This window comes from Streptomyces sp. NPDC002845 (assembly GCF_053591955.1).
The window spans coordinates 1-15264 of the sequence record NZ_JBSFUU010000136.1 but is presented as its reverse complement, the minus strand read 5'-3'; the positions used below and the strand labels follow the sequence as shown (position 1 = coordinate 15264).

At 68.9% G+C, this 15264-nt stretch carries 13 protein-coding genes and 2 pseudogenes; 4 read left to right on the top strand and 11 right to left on the bottom strand.

Annotated elements, in window-relative coordinates; genetic code table 11:
• Positions 1-202: 202 nt before the first annotated feature.
• From ACWD3C_RS45965 to ACWD3C_RS45950, 4 genes are all read right to left on the bottom strand, one after another.
• Complete coding sequence (locus ACWD3C_RS45965) at positions 203-382, bottom strand: hypothetical protein (protein ID WP_451154354.1); 180 nt, start codon at positions 380-382, stop codon at positions 203-205.
• 114 nt (positions 383-496) lie between these two features.
• Positions 497-964 carry a hypothetical protein gene (locus ACWD3C_RS45960; RefSeq protein ID WP_451154352.1) on the bottom strand — a complete coding sequence of 156 codons (468 nt, stop codon included), beginning with the start codon at positions 962-964 and terminating at the stop codon, positions 497-499.
• Between the two features lie 30 nt (positions 965-994).
• Complete coding sequence (locus ACWD3C_RS45955) at positions 995-1447, bottom strand: hypothetical protein (RefSeq protein ID WP_451154350.1); 453 nt, start codon at positions 1445-1447, stop codon at positions 995-997.
• 85 nt (positions 1448-1532) lie between these two features.
• Positions 1533-2462, bottom strand: a complete 930-nt coding sequence (locus ACWD3C_RS45950; protein ID WP_451154348.1) for a hypothetical protein — start codon at positions 2460-2462, stop codon at positions 1533-1535.
• Positions 2463-2897: 435 nt separating this feature from the next.
• On the opposite strand from ACWD3C_RS45950, the gene ACWD3C_RS45945 reads away from it, so the two are divergent.
• The gene (locus tag ACWD3C_RS45945) at positions 2898-4169 is read left to right on the top strand and encodes an IS701 family transposase (protein ID WP_451154346.1); all 1272 of its coding nucleotides are present in this window, start codon (positions 2898-2900) and stop codon (positions 4167-4169) included.
• Positions 4170-4574: 405 nt separating this feature from the next.
• On the opposite strand, the pseudogene ACWD3C_RS45940 reads toward ACWD3C_RS45945, so the two are convergent.
• From ACWD3C_RS45940 to ACWD3C_RS45930, 3 genes and pseudogenes are all read right to left on the bottom strand, one after another.
• A pseudogene (locus ACWD3C_RS45940) lies at positions 4575-4709 on the bottom strand (XRE family transcriptional regulator); the annotation flags it as partial.
• 269 nt (positions 4710-4978) lie between these two features.
• Positions 4979-8443 (bottom strand): DNA polymerase III subunit alpha, encoded by a 3465-nt coding sequence (locus ACWD3C_RS45935; RefSeq protein WP_451154344.1) that lies wholly within the window; start codon positions 8441-8443, stop codon positions 4979-4981.
• Between the two features lie 238 nt (positions 8444-8681).
• Positions 8682-9596 carry a hypothetical protein gene (locus tag ACWD3C_RS45930; protein WP_451154342.1) on the bottom strand — a complete coding sequence of 305 codons (915 nt, stop codon included), beginning with the start codon at positions 9594-9596 and terminating at the stop codon, positions 8682-8684.
• 93 nt (positions 9597-9689) lie between these two features.
• On the opposite strand from ACWD3C_RS45930, the gene ACWD3C_RS45925 reads away from it, so the two are divergent.
• Positions 9690-10628, top strand: coding sequence for an ATP-dependent DNA ligase (locus ACWD3C_RS45925; protein ID WP_451154356.1), 939 nt, complete (start codon positions 9690-9692; stop codon positions 10626-10628).
• Here the strand turns inward: ACWD3C_RS45925 and ACWD3C_RS45920 are convergent.
• Both ACWD3C_RS45920 and ACWD3C_RS45915 read right to left on the bottom strand, forming a co-directional pair.
• Positions 10610-12139 (bottom strand): ISKra4 family transposase, encoded by a 1530-nt coding sequence (locus tag ACWD3C_RS45920; RefSeq protein ID WP_451154340.1) that lies wholly within the window; start codon positions 12137-12139, stop codon positions 10610-10612. The genes ACWD3C_RS45925 and ACWD3C_RS45920 overlap by 19 nt on opposite strands.
• Positions 12140-12201: 62 nt before the next feature.
• A complete protein-coding gene (locus tag ACWD3C_RS45915) occupies positions 12202-12723 on the bottom strand; it encodes a hypothetical protein (protein ID WP_451154338.1) in 522 nt (173 codons plus the stop codon).
• A 476-nt stretch (positions 12724-13199) separates the two neighbouring features.
• Between ACWD3C_RS45915 and ACWD3C_RS45910 the strand changes: the two genes are divergently transcribed.
• Entirely contained in the window at positions 13200-13526 is a 327-nt protein-coding gene (locus ACWD3C_RS45910; protein WP_451154336.1) for a hypothetical protein, read from the top strand.
• A gap of 125 nt (positions 13527-13651) precedes the next feature.
• Here the strand turns inward: ACWD3C_RS45910 and ACWD3C_RS45905 are convergent, their stop codons facing one another.
• Positions 13652-14434 carry an IS630 family transposase gene (locus ACWD3C_RS45905; RefSeq protein ID WP_451154334.1) on the bottom strand — a complete coding sequence of 261 codons (783 nt, stop codon included), beginning with the start codon at positions 14432-14434 and terminating at the stop codon, positions 13652-13654.
• Positions 14323-14730, bottom strand: a complete 408-nt coding sequence (locus tag ACWD3C_RS45900; protein ID WP_451154332.1) for a helix-turn-helix domain-containing protein — start codon at positions 14728-14730, stop codon at positions 14323-14325. The genes ACWD3C_RS45905 and ACWD3C_RS45900 overlap by 112 nt, the downstream gene beginning before the upstream one ends.
• Positions 14731-14957: 227 nt before the next feature.
• Between ACWD3C_RS45900 and ACWD3C_RS45895 the strand changes: the two are divergent.
• A pseudogene (locus tag ACWD3C_RS45895) lies at positions 14958-15170 on the top strand (helix-turn-helix domain-containing protein); the annotation flags it as partial.
• Positions 15171-15264: the final 94 nt, after the last annotated feature.

Genomic DNA, 15264 nt, shown 5'->3' with positions numbered 1-15264 from the left:
AGCCCCACGCTACGAACCCGGGAAGACCGTGAAACGAGCCGAAACCCTCACCGAACACGTCCGCTTGAAACGGCAGCATGGTTAAACATCAAGCTAAGGGCTGCGCTGTCAGCTGGGGCTCTACCTGGGTTGTATTGGCAGGCAGTTCGACGGGCTGGCTGATCGAAGAAACGGATCAGCTGGTCAGCGCACTACCCCTTGATCACTCAAGTCGGTGAATCATCCTATCGGCCAGAAACATGATCACGGCGTCAGGGGCGATCAGTCTGGCGTCGGCTATTTGGACCTGCGCCTTCGCGGGAGTACGCGCCTTCATGGCCGCCCAGGCGCCGATGACCGCGCCGATGACCGCGGCCATAGCCCCGATGATGGCTTCCTGCATGACAGCACCGTAGGAGTCTGCATCCCTAGGGAACAGCCCAAAGGCGGAACTCTGCGGCCCGTGAACCCCTCCGGGACAGGCCGGAGGCTCCACCGATCCCGGAGCGGTTCAAAGTCACATCGTCCCAGGGCTGCCCAGACAGTCCGAGAGAGAACACAAGAACTTGACAGGGAAAACCACGGCGTGCCGGGTCGTCCCCGCGAGGACCTCAACCACCAGTCCGGGCGCGGTGGTGGTGTAGGCCTCCCCCGCTCTGGTGCGTGCGCTTCGTGGCGGCCCGCTGGCGGCGAAATGCACCGAGACCTGGGCGGCGAGCGGTGCCTTCAGGGGCTGGGTGAGCGCGATACGTCCGTCGGGCAGACGGACCGCCAGTGCCCGCGGCCGCGCGGCCGGCCCGGTGTAGCCGACGACGGCGGCATCCACGGTTTCGGCATGCCTGATCTTCTTCCAGATCCGGCCCGGCCTGTAGGCGGAGGTGCCCAGCTTGGCCACGATGCCCTCGATGCCCTGCTCCGGGAGTTGTTGGTACCAAGCCGCCCTGCCCTCGGTGGTCGCCGTGCGGGGATGCCGGGGCAGAGGCATCCCCGCACGGTGTGGGTGTCGGCAGTGGGGTCAGACCGCCCACTTGCTGCACGTGCTGGCGCTCACCCAGCGGTGCGAGCTGATGGCGTTGCTGACCCGGTAGCCGCTGGTGAAGTAGTCGTCGGTGAGGTCGGAGGCGTAGCCCTCGTTGCGGGACAGGCAGATGTAGCCGCCGCTCCACTGCGTCCCGGTTCCGTTGAAGAACTGGACTTCGTAGGTGTTGCCCTTGTTGAGGATGGACGTCGCCTTGTTGGTGTCGCCGCCCTGGAAGCTCCGGGAACTGTCACCCCAGTTGGGGTCGTTGCCCTTGGCCCGGCCGAGGTATCCGTCGCAGTACGCGTAGTTGTAGGCGTACATGTAGCCGGAGATCGCGGCCGAGTAGTTGTCGGAGCAGGTTGAAGCCGCGTGTGCGGTGGAGGCGGGGACGGCGGTTCCCAGCGCGGCCATGGCCAGGACGGTCAGGGTGGCGGGCAGCTTTCTCATGGGCAGGGCTCCTCGATTGTCGGTCGGTTGGGGTACTCCGCAGCCAGTTGTGCCACGGAAGTCTGCGGCGGGATACGTGCTGACGTCAGAGGTTCCTGGCCCGTGACAGGGCAGACATTCTCATCTGCCGGTACGTAGCAAATTCTTCGGCGTAGTCACGAAGAACTGTCTGACGGTATTCCTTCTCAAGGGCACGCGCGGTCTTTCCCAGGGATGCCTCCTGGGCGCACTCGGCCTCGGTCACGGCCAATTCGACTTCGGTCTTCAGGGCCTGTGATTCGCTCATCCCCTTCACCAGGCCGTCCCGATTTTGGCGTATCTCGTCAGGGCTCTTGAAGGGGTTTCCCGACTCCTTCATGCAGCGCGACCACGCCGTCACCGCGGCGCGCAGACGCTCATCTTGCAGGAGCTGCGGGACGTACAGGGGCGTCAGCGACGTCACGGTCTTCTTCGCGCTGAACCACCTCGCGTAGTCGCCGTAGAGCTGCTCCCTCGCTTCGGCATAGCAGCCCGTGCGCGGCGTCCGGACCGAGCCCCCGGACGGCAGTTCGGCGGTGAGGGTGTCGTCGAAGTCCCCGTCGAGGGCCAGGGAGTAGCGGATGCGTTTGGGCTCGGGCAGTGCGTTGGCGTAGGTGATGTTGGGGTGGCTGCGGCGTGCGTTCTCGGCCGCGATGTCGAAGAGCCGGCCGTAGCCGTACCGGCGGGCCCAGTCCACGTCGTCGATGACGTACCCGCCGACCTTGCGCTCCGCGACGCCCGCCACCGGGGACGGCCAATAACGAAAGCCCCGACGCTGCATGCACTGCCGGACCAGTCCGTCCTCCGCACGGTCGATCTCGACCTCCTCCGCGAGGGTCAGATCCCTGATCCGGGCCTCCGGCGCAGCAGCCGCTTTTCCTTGCTGCGGCCGCGCCCCGTCCTCCGGCCCTTCACCCCCGGTTTGGCAGCCGGTGGTCAGGCAGGCGATGAGAACGGCCGACAGTCCAACAGATATCTTCCCCTGCACGCAGCACATCCCCTTCCCCCTCAGGTGAGCGCACGGCTCAGCAAGTACCGTCCGCATCATTTCCCCTCGTATTCCGCGTGCACGATTACGGTTCTCGCGTAATCTCCGCGAGCAGGGCGGGAAGACGACGCATGGCCCGTGCTCCCGCGCAGAAGCCGACGCCCTCTTCAATCCCATGGCCGACACTGAGCACCGAGTGGCCACCACGCTGCACAGAACACCGCGACGCAGGCGGCAGACCCCCGGCACAGCATCGCCTGTTTTCCTCCGTTGACGTGCATTGAATGGGCGGAGCCGACCGCACCGGCCGGCTCCGCAACAAGACTGCAAGTCCGGCGCGACGCCCGGCCACAGCCGGCGCCGAAGTGGCCGCATCCCAGTACTACAGCAGCAGTTCTTGTGACGGTTGATCGATGCTGTCGTTGAGTGGTCATGCTGGTGGATGTGACGGAAGAGCACCTCGCTGTGTGGGCCGAGGAACTGGCGGCGCTGACGGAGGGGTTGGGTGATCTGTTCGCGCGGCCCGAGCCGCGGGAGGTGTTTGCGGACCTGGTCGAGGGCCTGTTGGCGGGGCTGGGCCGGGTGAACGGGTGGACGCTGTCGGCCCGGGCGGGGCACGCGACGCCGGACCGGGTGCAGAAGTTCCTCAACGCCGCCTCGTGGTCGGCCGATGAGCTGCGGGACCGGGTGCGCGAGTACGCGCTGTCCGGGATCGGTGATCCGGAGGCGACGCTGGTACTGGACGATACCCAGGTACAGAAGAAGGGCACCCGGTCGGTCGGGGTCGCCCACCAGCACTGCGGCCTGACGAAGGACGTGCGCAACTGCCAGGTGATGGTGATGCTCACCTACGCCGCACCGGGCGGGCACACCTTCATCGACCGGGCCCTGTACCTGCCTGAGTCATGGACGGCGGACCGGGACCGCTGCCGGGCGGCCGGGGTGCCCGACGAGGTCGGCTTCGCCACCAAACCGCAGCTCGGGCCGCGGATGCTGGAGGACGCACTGGCCGTGGGGGTTCCGTTTTCCTGGGTGGCGTCCGACTCCGGCTACGGGCGCGACCCGCAGTTGCGGGCCTGGCTGCACGAGCGGCGCCTGCGCTACGTGCTGGCCGTCCCGGTCGACCTGCCCCTGGACGGGCCGCCGGGCAAGCCCCGCCAGCCGAGGGTCGCCAAGGCCGGTGACCTGCGGCACTACGCCGTCAGCCGGGACCGGTGGGAGCGCCGCTCGTGCGGCGAGGGTTCCAAAGGGCAGCGGTTCTACGACTGGGCCTCCTTCGAGGTGGAGGTGACCGGACAGGACCCCGCGCCCGGGTTCGCCCACTGGCTGCTGGTCCGACGATCCACCGAGAAGAAGCTGTCGGCCGGCGGCCGGACCGACTACGAGTTCGCCTTCTTCCTGGTCCACGCGCCGGTAGCGACCCCAGTTCCGGAGATGATCTCCCGGGCCGGTGTGCGGTGGCAGATCGAGGAGGACAACCGCGAGGGAAAGCAGCTGGTGGGCCTCGGCGGATACCAGGTCCGCACCTGGACCGCCTGGCGCCGGCACGTCACCTGCACGATGCTCGCCCTGGCCTTCCTCGTCGTCCAACGCGCCCGGCATCCCGACCCTGAGCAGCCGGCAGATCCCCCGGCCGATGCCTTCGCCGAGATCCCCGACCAGCCCGGACACCCGGGAAAAGCCCAGACCGTGACGCCCGCCCCTCAGGCCGGCTGACCTCGCGGTTCACCCCTGCCCAAGCCGTCCGGACCCAGCTGCCCGGCATCCGGCTCACCGTCCCAGCCCTGGCCACGCTCCTCGCCCTGACCGTCCTGACGCCCCATCACAACGACGCCTACCAACTCCAGCAGCACCACTGGCGCACCGAACACCAGACCCGCGCCGCCGTCGCGCACTACCGCCGCCGCGGCGACCCACTCCCCGCCCGACTCCGCCCCTGGAAACACGCCGACCAGAAACGATCACAACATCAAGATCCGCTGCTGTAGTACCAGGACGTCCCGCTCGCTGACCTGCTAGGACGCCGCCCGCCGAGTCTCTGCGGTGGGACGCAGATCGTCACTCGGGGGAAGACAGCAAACGCCTACTGTTCGATCACCCACATCAAGGGGCATGCGGTGGTTATTCCGGCGGCCGGTTGCACACGTCCAACGTCGCCTTGCTCGTCGACGCGTCCACGAGGTGCAGCTCCCAAGGGCCGGTGATGACGTCGAACTCCTTGCCGAAGCCCACCCACTTCCCCGCCATCCGCCGACCGTCTCGAGAGAGTGAGTCTTCTGGATCGTCATCAGGTGTCCCTTCTGGTGAAGTTCCCACCCAATTCATGACATTCCCGAGAAGTTCGAAGTAGCGTTCCGCGCCGGTGATGTCGGCGAGCGCGGCGTCGGGCGGGAGGGCCTGGACGCGGGCGCTGATGGTGGCGAGCAGGTCCAGCACCTGCGGGTAGCGGGGGTCGGCCAGGGTGAAGCCGTGGTAGTGGACGTGGAGGATGTGCCGTGCGGGCGGCCGGTTGGGGGTCATGGTTCTCACCCGGCGCTTCCGGGGCTGGTATGGCCGAGCTTGGTGAGATCAGCGCTGCGCGTACCTGCGGGCTGGAGGTCGGTCCACGGATGCAGGGCGGCGCCGGTCTCGATGGGCAGGGTGCGCTGTGGCCGCGTACGAGAGGGCTCGTCTGCCGGCGGGAGTTGGGTGTCGCCGAGGAGCCGGGTGACGGCTTCGGGACCGTGATCGCGGCGGGCGGCGGCGAGCTCATCGAGGTTCCAGCACATGCTGCCCGTCAGCGTGTTGCGGCGGCCGCGGCGCTGCACCTGGCCGCGGACCAGCAGCAGCCCCGAGTGGAAGATCGTGTGGGCGCAGGCGTCGTGGCTGTCCTCGAAGAATGCCAGGTCGACCATGCCCGTGCCGTCTTCGAGGCTGACGAAGATGATGCGCTTGCCGGAGCGGATCGGCGGCGTCTGGGTGGAGGCGCGCACCCCGGCGACGAGGACCTGCTGGCCCGGGCGCAGGCGGCCGAGGTGGGCGGCGGGCACGGCACCGAGCTCGCGGAGCAGCTGGTGGTGATGGTCCATCAAGTGGCGGGAGACGTCGATGCCGAGGTGTTCGAGCTCGGCACCGAGGGCCTGGCGGCCGGTCATCTCGGGCAGCCCGGATGGGGCGGGCACCGTCTCCTGGCCGTCATCGAGGGGGAGCTGGCCGGTCGCGGTGCGGGTACGGGTGTGCCGGTGGAGTTCGGTGATCTGCAGGAGCAGGTCGCGGCGGCTCTGCTGGCCGCGCAATGCGTCGAGCGCGCCGATGGTGATGAGGCGTTCGGCGGTCGGCAGGGCGGGGCGGGCGCGCTGCCACAGGTCCTGCAGGCTGGTGTAGGGCTGGTGTTCGGCGATCCGGGCAACGTCCGCTTCGGCGATGTTTTTCACCGCGCTCAGCGCGAGGCGGACGCCCCAGGTGCCGTCGGGCAGTTGCTCGACGGCGTGGTGGGGGCGGGAGCGGTTGATGTCGACGCCGAGGACGGGCACGTTGTGGCGCCGTGCGTCCGCGACGATGATTCTCTTGGGCCACATGCCGGGGTCGTGTTCGAGCAGCCCGGCGTACAGGGCGGCCGGGAAGTGGGCCTTGAGCCAGGCCGACTGAAGCGCCGGGACCGCGAAGGCCACGGCGTGTGCCCGGCAGAAGCCGTATGCGCCGAAGGCCTCGATGGTCGACCACACGCCCGCGAGCATGTCGGGCTCGTAGCCGCGGGCGATCGCCTTCGCGTGGAACCAGGCCCGGAGTCTGGGCAGGCGCTCGGCGTCGCCCAGGGCCCGGCGGGCAATCTCGGCCAGTGCCCGGTCGCAGCCGGTCAGCACGCTGATCATCTCGATGATCTGCTCGTGCCAGATCACCACGGAGTACGTGTCGCGCAGGATCGGTTCGAGGTCGGGGTGCGGGTAGACGGGCGTAGCGCCGTGGCGGGCCGCGATGTACTGCTCTGGCATCCCGCCAGCTACCGGGCCGGGCCTGAAGAGGCTGATGTCGGCGATGACGTCCTGGACGTCGCGCGGCTGAAGCCGAGACAAAAGATCTTGCTGCCCGGACGACTCGAGTTGGAACAAACCGATGGTCCGTGAGTCCTGGATGATTTTAAAGGCGAAGTAGTCGTCCAACGGCACCTGCATCGGGTCGTCGAGGTCGATGCGCCGGCCGGTGGCGTGCGCGATCTCGTTCACGGCGTGGGCCATCGCGGACTGCATGCGCACCCCCAGCACATCCAGTTTGATCAAGCCCAGATCTTCGACCCCTTCCTTTGCCATCTGCACCATCGGGTAGTTGCCCCCGGGGGTGGGCTGCACCGGCAGCCGGTCCAGCAGGCTCGTGTTGGTGAGGATGACGCCGCACGGATGCATGGCCATGCCGCGCACCAGCCCGTCCAGGCCCTCGGCGAGCTCGAACAACGGCCCATACCGGCCCGCCTCGCCTGCCAGCTTCTTCAACTCGGGCAGCTCGGCGAGCGCGGCGCGGATGTCGCACGCGCGGATGTGCGGAAAGGACTTCGCGATCCGGTCCATCTGGGCGGGGGCGATTCCCAGGGCGAGCCCGGTGTCGCGGAGCGCATGCCGTGCTCGGTAGGTCTCCGGCATGCCGGTCACCGCCACCCGCTCCGGTCCGAAGCGCTCGAAAATCCGGTCGTAGACCTCCAGGCGGCGGGCGGACTCCACATCAATGTCGATGTCGGGCAGCGAGGCCCTCCGGACACTGAGAAACCGCTCGAACAAGAGGTGGTGATCGAGTGGGTTGGCGGTGGCGATGAACAGCAGGTGGTCGACCATGCTGCCCGCGCCGGACCCACGGGCCGCGACCCGGATGCCCATCTCCCGTACGTCGGCGACGACCAGGGCGACCGTGAGGAAGTAGGTGGCGTAGCCGAGCTGGGAGATGACTGCGAGCTCCTCCTCCATTCGCTGGCGTGCGGCGGGATCTCGCTCCAGGCCGCGCTGGATGAGCCCGGTCTCGCAGCGCTTGCGCAGCAGCCGGTCCGCCTCCCCCGCTCCCCCGCCGGCACCGACAACCTCGGGCTCGGGGAAGTGCGGCACCCCGAGCCCGAGGTCGGCGACCGGGTCGAGCGTGCAGGAGGCGGCGGTCGCCGCCGTCTCGGCCAGCAGCCTCGCCGCGCGCGCCCGGCCGGCGCCGGCCGCGTGCGCGATCCGCTCACCGATCTCGGCCATGGACTGCGGGTCCTTCAGCCACCGCTCGCCCGGGTCGAGCCTTTCGCGGCGTCGGAAGTCGATCGGGCGCAGCAGCCGGGCCGCGTCCAGGACGTCCGCCAGCCGGTGCTGTTGCGGGTCCGCGTATCTGGCGGCGTTGCTCAGTACTGCGGCGACGCCGGTACGGTCCGCGAGCTGCAGGGTGCGCGCGGCCAGCCGGAGTGATCCTGCGCCGGTGCCGGTCAGCCCGTAGTACACGCACTCCAGCCGCAGCCCGTCGCCGATCAGCGCCCGCCATGGTGCGAGGAGCCGCTCGGCAATATCGGCACGGCCTGCGGTCAGCGCCCGCACCGGCTCGGACATCGGGCCGAGCAGGACCACCAGGCCAGGTCCGACGTGTTCCTGCAGTGCCTGGACGGGCAGCACGGGGTGCCCGCCCGCGGCTGCGGCATGCGCGGCGGACACCAGATGGCACAGCCGGGCCCAGCCCTGGCGGGTCTGGGCGAGCAGAGTGACGCGCAGCGGCGGCTCGGCGACGTGGGCGCCGCCGCGTACCGGTGTGCGGCGCCGGTCGGCCGCCCGCGCGGCCGGGGCGTGGGCGGCGACGGCGAGGTCGACGCCGAAGATCGGCTGCACGCCGTGCTCGGCGCAGGCCTGCGCAAAGCGGACCGTGCCGGTGACGGTGTCCCGGTCGGTCAGCGCAAGTGTGCTCATGCCGCGCTCAGCGGCGCGGGCCGCGAGGGTCTCGGGGTGGGAGGCGCCGTAGCGGGCCGAGTATCCGGAGGCGACGTGCAGATGGGTAAAACCGGCCATGCCGCGCCGCCTCCTTGCTGCCCTCGTCGGCCCGTCGCGACGTGCACCGCCCCTCCATTTCGAATGGATGTTCGAGTGCCTGTTCGGGCATCGTAACGCGTGGGACCCCAGGTCACGAGAGGAGCACAGGCAACGTCACCCGTGCGGGCAAGCCGACGGCCGCCTGCGCATCTGCGGCGAGAGCACCTCACCCCAGCCGCGCCACGGGCTGCGGCGGCCGGGAGGGTGGATTTCCCCGTCATCGGCTCGCGCCTTTCGTGCTGGCGTGGCGGTCACGGTCCTTGGCGGCCAGGCGCTCCATGTGTTCGGTCGCCGCTTCGGCCCGGCTTTTGGCCTTGCGCACCTGACCCTCACTCTCGCGCTCGCGTTCGCGCGCCGTGCGCTCGGCGGCACGGGCCTGACGTTGCTGCTCCTCGGCGTTCTTGAGGTCCTCGGTCAGTGCGGTGATGCGCTGCTGCAGCGTGCCGACCAGCTCTTTGGCGTCCTTGGCCGCACGGCTGGCCTCCTGGGCCTGCGCCTCGCGCGCCCGCAGTTCGCGTTCGGCGTCCGCGGCCTCCTGGCGGGCCCTGGAAAGCTGGGTGCGCCGCCGTTCGTCCGCTGCCGCGTCCGCGCCATTGGCCGGCGCAGGCTTCGCCGCCGGGGGCGCCGGGCTGCTTCGGTGCGGCGGCATCTCCCGGGCGGCGGGAAAGCCGATGGTGGGAGGGAACGGTCTGGTGAGCCGGCCCGTGGCCCATTGGCGGGCGGCGTCGGGGTCGGCGAGCACCGCGTGCAGGGTTTCCTGAACCTCGTGCTGGGTGTCCTCACTGATGGGATGGCCGGCCTCCGCGGCGAGCTGTCCGGCCTGCCGGGACAGGGCACCGGTCAGAACCTTCTGCTGGTGGGCGAGCTCGCGCAGTTGCTCGCCGTCCAGGTCATGGTGTGCCTGGCGCAGGGCCTCGCCCAGCCGGAGCAGGGGCTGGATCTCGTCGGGCTGCTCGCGCACCAGGAGGTTGCTGGCCCAGGCGGACAGGCTGGGGCGGCGCAGGCGGCTGATCTGGTCGGCGAGCGGGCGGTCGCCGGCTTTGCGGGCTGCCACGGCGCGCTCGGTCCGGGCGGCGGTGAACTCCTCCGGCCGCAGCCCGTACAGCTCGTCGGCGACAGCTTCCAGGTCCACCGGCGCCCCTTCTCCGGACTGGATGGACTCTTGTCGATTTTCTCATTATTTGGTGCTTCTGTGGGGTTTGTGCTGGTGCCTCCGGTGGAGCCGATGCTGGCCCGGGCAGTCCCCCGCCTGCCCGGGCCCCGCACGCTTCCCGGGGGCACCATGTTCGAACCGAAATACGATGGGTTCCGGATGCTCGTCTTCTGTCAGGCTGGCCGGGTGTTCCTGCAGTCCCGCAACCGACGGGAGCTCACGGCCTCCTTTCCGGAGATCGCCGAGGCGGCAGCGGCACTCGGCGAGGATGTCGTGATTGACGGCGAGGCCGTCATCTACCACGAAAGCGAAGGCCGCCTCGACTTCAGCGCCCTGCAGCAGCGCAACAACCGCCGACCACGCACCGTTGCCGACCTGGCGCGTCGGCAACCGGCTCACCTGATCGCGTTCGATCTCCTCCACCACGCCGGCGCAGACATGCTCGCCTGGCCCTATCGCGAACGCCGGGCCGCTTTGGAGTCGCTCTTCCAGGGCCACACCCTGCAGGCACCATGGGCCCTTACACCGACGACCTCCCAGCCCGATCAGGCTTGGACATGGATGCGGCAATGGGCGGACGTGGGCGTGGAAGGGATCGTCGGGAAGGGGTCTGCGCAACGGTATGAGCCAGGGCGCAGAGGCTGGCAGAAATACCGCTTCCGGGACACCGCGGAGGCTGTCATCGGTGCCGTCACCGGCAGCGCGGCCCGTCCGGCAACCGTTCTCCTGGGCCGCTACACACCTGACGGAGACCTGCGGCTGGTCGCCCGCAGTACACTTCTGGCCGCGCCGGTGCGAACCGCCCTGGCCCACCGACTCAGTCCGTCCGGCCCCGGCCACCCGTGGCAGGGCATGCACGTGACCTCACACTGGGGCAGCCGGGATCCACTGGAGTTCACACCTGTCGCGCCGCACCTGGTGGCGGAGTTCTCCGGCGACACCGCCATCGACCAAGGCCGATGGGTGCGGCTCGTTTCGAGTGACGACGCTGATCAGGCCCCGAGGACGTAGTCTCCCTGTTCAGCGCCGGGATAGAGCCGTTCCCGTTCGCGTGCGGCGTGGAACTGCCAGTACTCGTCGAAGTCCCCGTTGTCGATCACGGCGCGGAGGGCGAGGACGGCTTCGGCGCCCTCGACGCTCCACCTGGAGCCGGTGATGTCGAAGCGGTCGGCGATCAGATGCCGGCAGGCGCCTTCCACCACTCCGGTCGCGATCGGCCAGCCCTGTTCCAGTGCCTGGTCGTAGCGCAGGTAGGGCTCCTTGTTCTCCAGGTAGTGCACGCACTCTTTCACCCCGCTGTGCCGGTCGGCCGCGAGGCGGTGTTCGTCGGCCTGTTTCGTGATCGAGGAGGCCATCTGGGCCGAGCGTCCGCGCAGGATGGCCAGCGCGTGCTCGGCAACCCAGTCCTCGGCGGCCGGATCGTCCTTGGCGAAGAAGCACCACGCCGCTGACCAGAGGTACTCCAGCACATGGACGAGGTCGATGACGAGGTGGACCGTCACGCTGCGGCGTCTGGCCTCGGTCTCGATCAGTTCGATCTGGTGGCGGTCGCCGTCCACCAGCACCACCCAGGTCCGCGCGTGGGCGGCATCACGGGCCTCGGCCTGGTCGAACGCCGCCTCGATGACCTGGGCCGCGTCCCTTTCGACCGAGGCGGTCAGCCACTTCCGGGCCGCGTGCGGCCCGCGCCGCACCTGGCGGTTGCCGCTGCGCCCGCCGGGGACTTCGATCACATCGTGCGGCCGGCGCGGTGCCGGGGCGGCGTCGTAGACGCAGGCGACGGTGGCCATCCGCTTGCGGCACGGCTTCTCCCCGGAAGCGAGCCGGGTGCGGAAGATGCCCCGGCCCCGTTTCTTGCCCGCGGCTGCCTTCGCGGTGTGCGGGCGCAGGGAATCGGGCCGCATGACGATGCCTTTGGCGTCGGCGGAGATGACCAGCAGCTCCTCGCGCGTGGAAGGCATCGGGATCCGGGCGCTGTAGAAGGCGGCGACGTCCACCGCCGCGGCGCGGACCAGTTGTTCGAGCTGCCGCTTGCCCGCCACCGCTCCGCACCGCCGCTCGATCGCCGTCTTCGCGGTGTCGTAGGAGCCGCGCACCGCCTCGGTCACCGCCAGGCGGCGCAGCCCCAGGCTGTGCCGCCTTTTCGGAAGCGATAAAGCGGCGTCCGCCGGATAGATGTTCGACTGCCCCGGTGCGCGGAAGGCCAGCCGGCGCACCGTCACCGTGCCGACCACGGTGGCCAGCCGGCGTTCGTGCCCGCGCTCGATGCGGCGGCGCCCCTGGACACCGACCGCGTGGCCGGCCGCGATGAGGGCCTGCTCCTCCCGCAGCGCACGCAGATCGAGATGGTCCTGCAGAAGCTGCCGCTGAGCCTCCCGGCCGCGCGTTTCGATGAGTTCCTCCAGCTTCTCGTGCGTCATCCGCGCGGCCCTCTCGCCGGACAACTGGCCGATCAGATCCTCGAAACACCTTCGTGTGCGGGCAAAGGGGTCAGCCGTGGCGGCCGCGCCGTAGGTTTTCACCGGGCTCTTCTTCCGTGCGGTTCGAACTGGTTCGCACCCTCGAACGTAGGAGGAAGAGCCCGTCAGCGCACCGGTCCTGACACACCCTCCGTATCCGGATGCGCCACGATGAACAGTCCCGGCCCCTCAAGGGCCAGCCAGCCCCGCTCGGCCAGCCTGTTCAGCTTCGACCGCAACCCTTCGATCTTGGACTTGTCGGTGCTCAGCCCGGCCGCGGCAGCCACCTGCCCGGCCCGCATCGCATGCCCCGTGTCCGCGAGCACCTCCATCAGGTCCTGATAGGAGCGAGGCAGCACCGACACGGTCAGGCCCGGCCGCCACGGTGGCACCGTCAGCACCCCGACCGGCGAGCCCTCCCCGACCCGGGACGTCCCTGCCGGTGGCTCGGTCGGCTGAACCGGCTCCTGTGTTCCGGCCTCGCCGGGGATCTCGGTGACCGTCTCCCGGGTGATCTCCAGCCGGGAGAGCACCGACTCCTCGCGCTCCAGCGACTCGGTCAACTCCGCGATCTGCTGCCGCAGTTCCTCGATACGGGCACGGGCCGCCACTTCCCGCGCGTCCAGTTCCCCGAACAACGAGCCCATCGCCGCCCCCAAGGTCGTGACGACACCGTAGGAGACGCATCGCTCAGACCGCAGCCAGAGGCCCAAGTTCCCAACTCAGCCAGTCCCCGAGGGAGAGCCGCACCCAAGGCCGATGGCGCCACCCCGTGCGGCTGGTGCGCCTGCGCTCCGACCTGACCGTCGAGGACGTGCCGCTCCTGGAGTAGAGGCTGTTCCCGTGCCTGATCGGTGGGGTGACCGTTGGTTTGGCGAAGAAGTCGGATCATCTACCCCGCGAGGCCTGCACCCATGGATGAGAGCCCCACCGCGCCCCCGTGCCCGCGGTGTTGCGGTCCGCTCAGTGAGCTCGACGGCGACCGGGACGCCGGCTCCCGGGTCGTACTCACCCGCGACGTGCGGATCTGCGGACGCTGTGGAGTCGATGAGGCTGTGCGGGACGCGGCAGGGCCGGCTCCCGTGCCGCCCGGAGAATGGCCGGTGCTCGAAGAGCATCTGACGTGGGACGACGTGATGAGCGCCGGCTGACCCATCTGATGGACTACGAATTCTGGAGCCAGATCCTCGAACGCGGGGGCGTCGAAGCGGTGAAGGCAGCGCTGGAGGATTTCGCCGACCGGGCGAGCGAGGACGAGCTGGATGCGGCCGTGGATCTGGCGTGCACGGTCATCGCGGACGACACCGCCCGCATCACGGCCCGTGGTGACCGTGACAAGGCAGAGGCAGACCGGCTGGCAGCCAAAACCGCTGAGCTGGAATGGCAGATCGACATGCAGGTCGGCTTCACCATCGGAGAGCTCCTCGATCCGCCTCCTGGAGATCACTGACGCGGGGACCGGGAAGTCATCGACACACCCAAGTAACGCCCACAACCCCACCCCGGACACCGCCGAGCCCACTACTCCATCCGATTCAACGACCCGCGAAGTACGGGACTAGTAGACTGTCGCGGCTAATTTTTGGGATAGAGGTGGCGCAGTTTGATGCGTGCGTCGTGGGTGGTGAACTGCCAGTTCACCTGACGCTGGTCGGTGTTGGTGGCGTTCTGCCAGGCTGAGAGTTCGGTGTTGAGGGTGTCGAGGTCGCTGATCCGGCGGTCGAGGCATTGCCGGGTCAGCGCGGAGAGTTCGATCTCGGCGATGTTGAGCCATGACCCGTTCTTGGGCGTGTGGTGGATCTCGAGGCGTTGGGCCAGGGCGAATGCCTCTTGTGGTTCGAATGCCTCGTACAACGAGGCGATGTTGTGGGTGTTGAGGTTGTCCATCACCAGTACCACGGTCTCGGCGTCGGGGTAGTCCACGCTCAGCAACTGTTTGACCTGGCCGGCCCAGTCGATCCGGGTCCGCTGGGACAGTGCCTGAACGCGACGCCACCCGCGCAGGGGTTCGACCCACACGAAGATCGAGGACGTGCCGCAGCGGATGTACTCGCTGTCCTGGCGGGCGTCGTGACCAGGGCGGGCCGGGAGCGGGTCGCGGGCATCGCCGAGGAGCTGGTAGGGCTTCTCGTCCATGCACACCACCGGACGTGCCGGGTCGTAGGGCCTGGCATACACGGCCAGCACGTCTTCCATCCGGGCCGCGAACTCCGCGTTCGCCCGGGGTGGGATGGTCCAGCACTTTCTCAGGTGAGGGCGCAGTCCCGTTTTTTTAAGACCCGCCCGATGGTGGAGTGGTCCAGATCGGGGATGTCCTCGGCCAGCGCGACATGTTTCTCCAGCAGCCGCAGCGACCACCGGGTATGGCCCCGGGGCGGCTGTGAGCACGCCATCGCGATCAGCCGGGCTTCGACCTCACCGGTCACCGGCGAGGGCACCGGCGGGAGGTCGCGCTTCTTCCGCGCGATCGTGGCGTGCACATCGCCACCGGTCTCGGCGAAACGCTTGGCGACCAGCCGTAACGTCTCACCAGAGACGCCGAGCCGGGCCGCGATCACCTCCTTGGAATCCACCTCACCCACCGAGGTGTCCAGTGCAAGCAGCACCCGCGCACGCATGATCATCGAGGCCCCACGAACACCCGTCGTGGTCACCCGGACCAACTCCTCACGATCCTGCGGTGTCAACCTGACCGGCCGCTTCTTCTGTGAACCCATGACGACAGTCCTGTCCGCCAAAAGGGAAGGAGGAACCCACCAGACACGCCACAACTAAGCAGCGACGCGCTACTAGTGCCGCATCAGACAACCTTTGCCCCGTAGTGACGTGACGCACCGTTCGGATGCTGGTCCGGACGGCGCGATGTCGCCAGGCTGTCCGGGTGGCAGAACGAGTACGTGTCCGCGAGATCGATGACGACGAGGGGCAGCGCCTGTTGCGGACCATCCGCAGAGGAACGGGGTCGGTGGTGACCTGGCGGCGCGCCCAGATGGTGCTGCTGTCCGCGCAGGGTATGCCCGTGGCGAAGATTGCCGAGGTGACGTTCACGAGCGCGGATCGGGTCCGGGACGTGATCCACAACTTCAACACCGACGCCCGGGTTCCGCAGTTCGTGGACAAACGAGTGGCCACAATCGAGCGTTGACCAGGGAAGATAGGCATGTCGATGCCACAGGGCGTGTGCCTAC

Coding starts and splice junctions, on each gene's coding strand:
- ACWD3C_RS45965 (WP_451154354.1), bottom strand. CDS start 382: ATGCAGGAAGCCATCATCGGGGCTATGGCCGCGGTCATCGGCGCGGTC.
- ACWD3C_RS45960 (WP_451154352.1), bottom strand. CDS start 964: ATGCCTCTGCCCCGGCATCCCCGCACGGCGACCACCGAGGGCAGGGCG.
- ACWD3C_RS45955 (WP_451154350.1), bottom strand. CDS start 1,447: ATGAGAAAGCTGCCCGCCACCCTGACCGTCCTGGCCATGGCCGCGCTG.
- ACWD3C_RS45950 (WP_451154348.1), bottom strand. CDS start 2,462: ATGTGCTGCGTGCAGGGGAAGATATCTGTTGGACTGTCGGCCGTTCTC.
- ACWD3C_RS45935 (WP_451154344.1), bottom strand. CDS start 8,443: ATGGCCGGTTTTACCCATCTGCACGTCGCCTCCGGATACTCGGCCCGC.
- ACWD3C_RS45925 (WP_451154356.1), top strand. CDS start 9,690: ATGCTGGCCCGGGCAGTCCCCCGCCTGCCCGGGCCCCGCACGCTTCCC.
- ACWD3C_RS45915 (WP_451154338.1), bottom strand. CDS start 12,723: ATGGGCTCGTTGTTCGGGGAACTGGACGCGCGGGAAGTGGCGGCCCGT.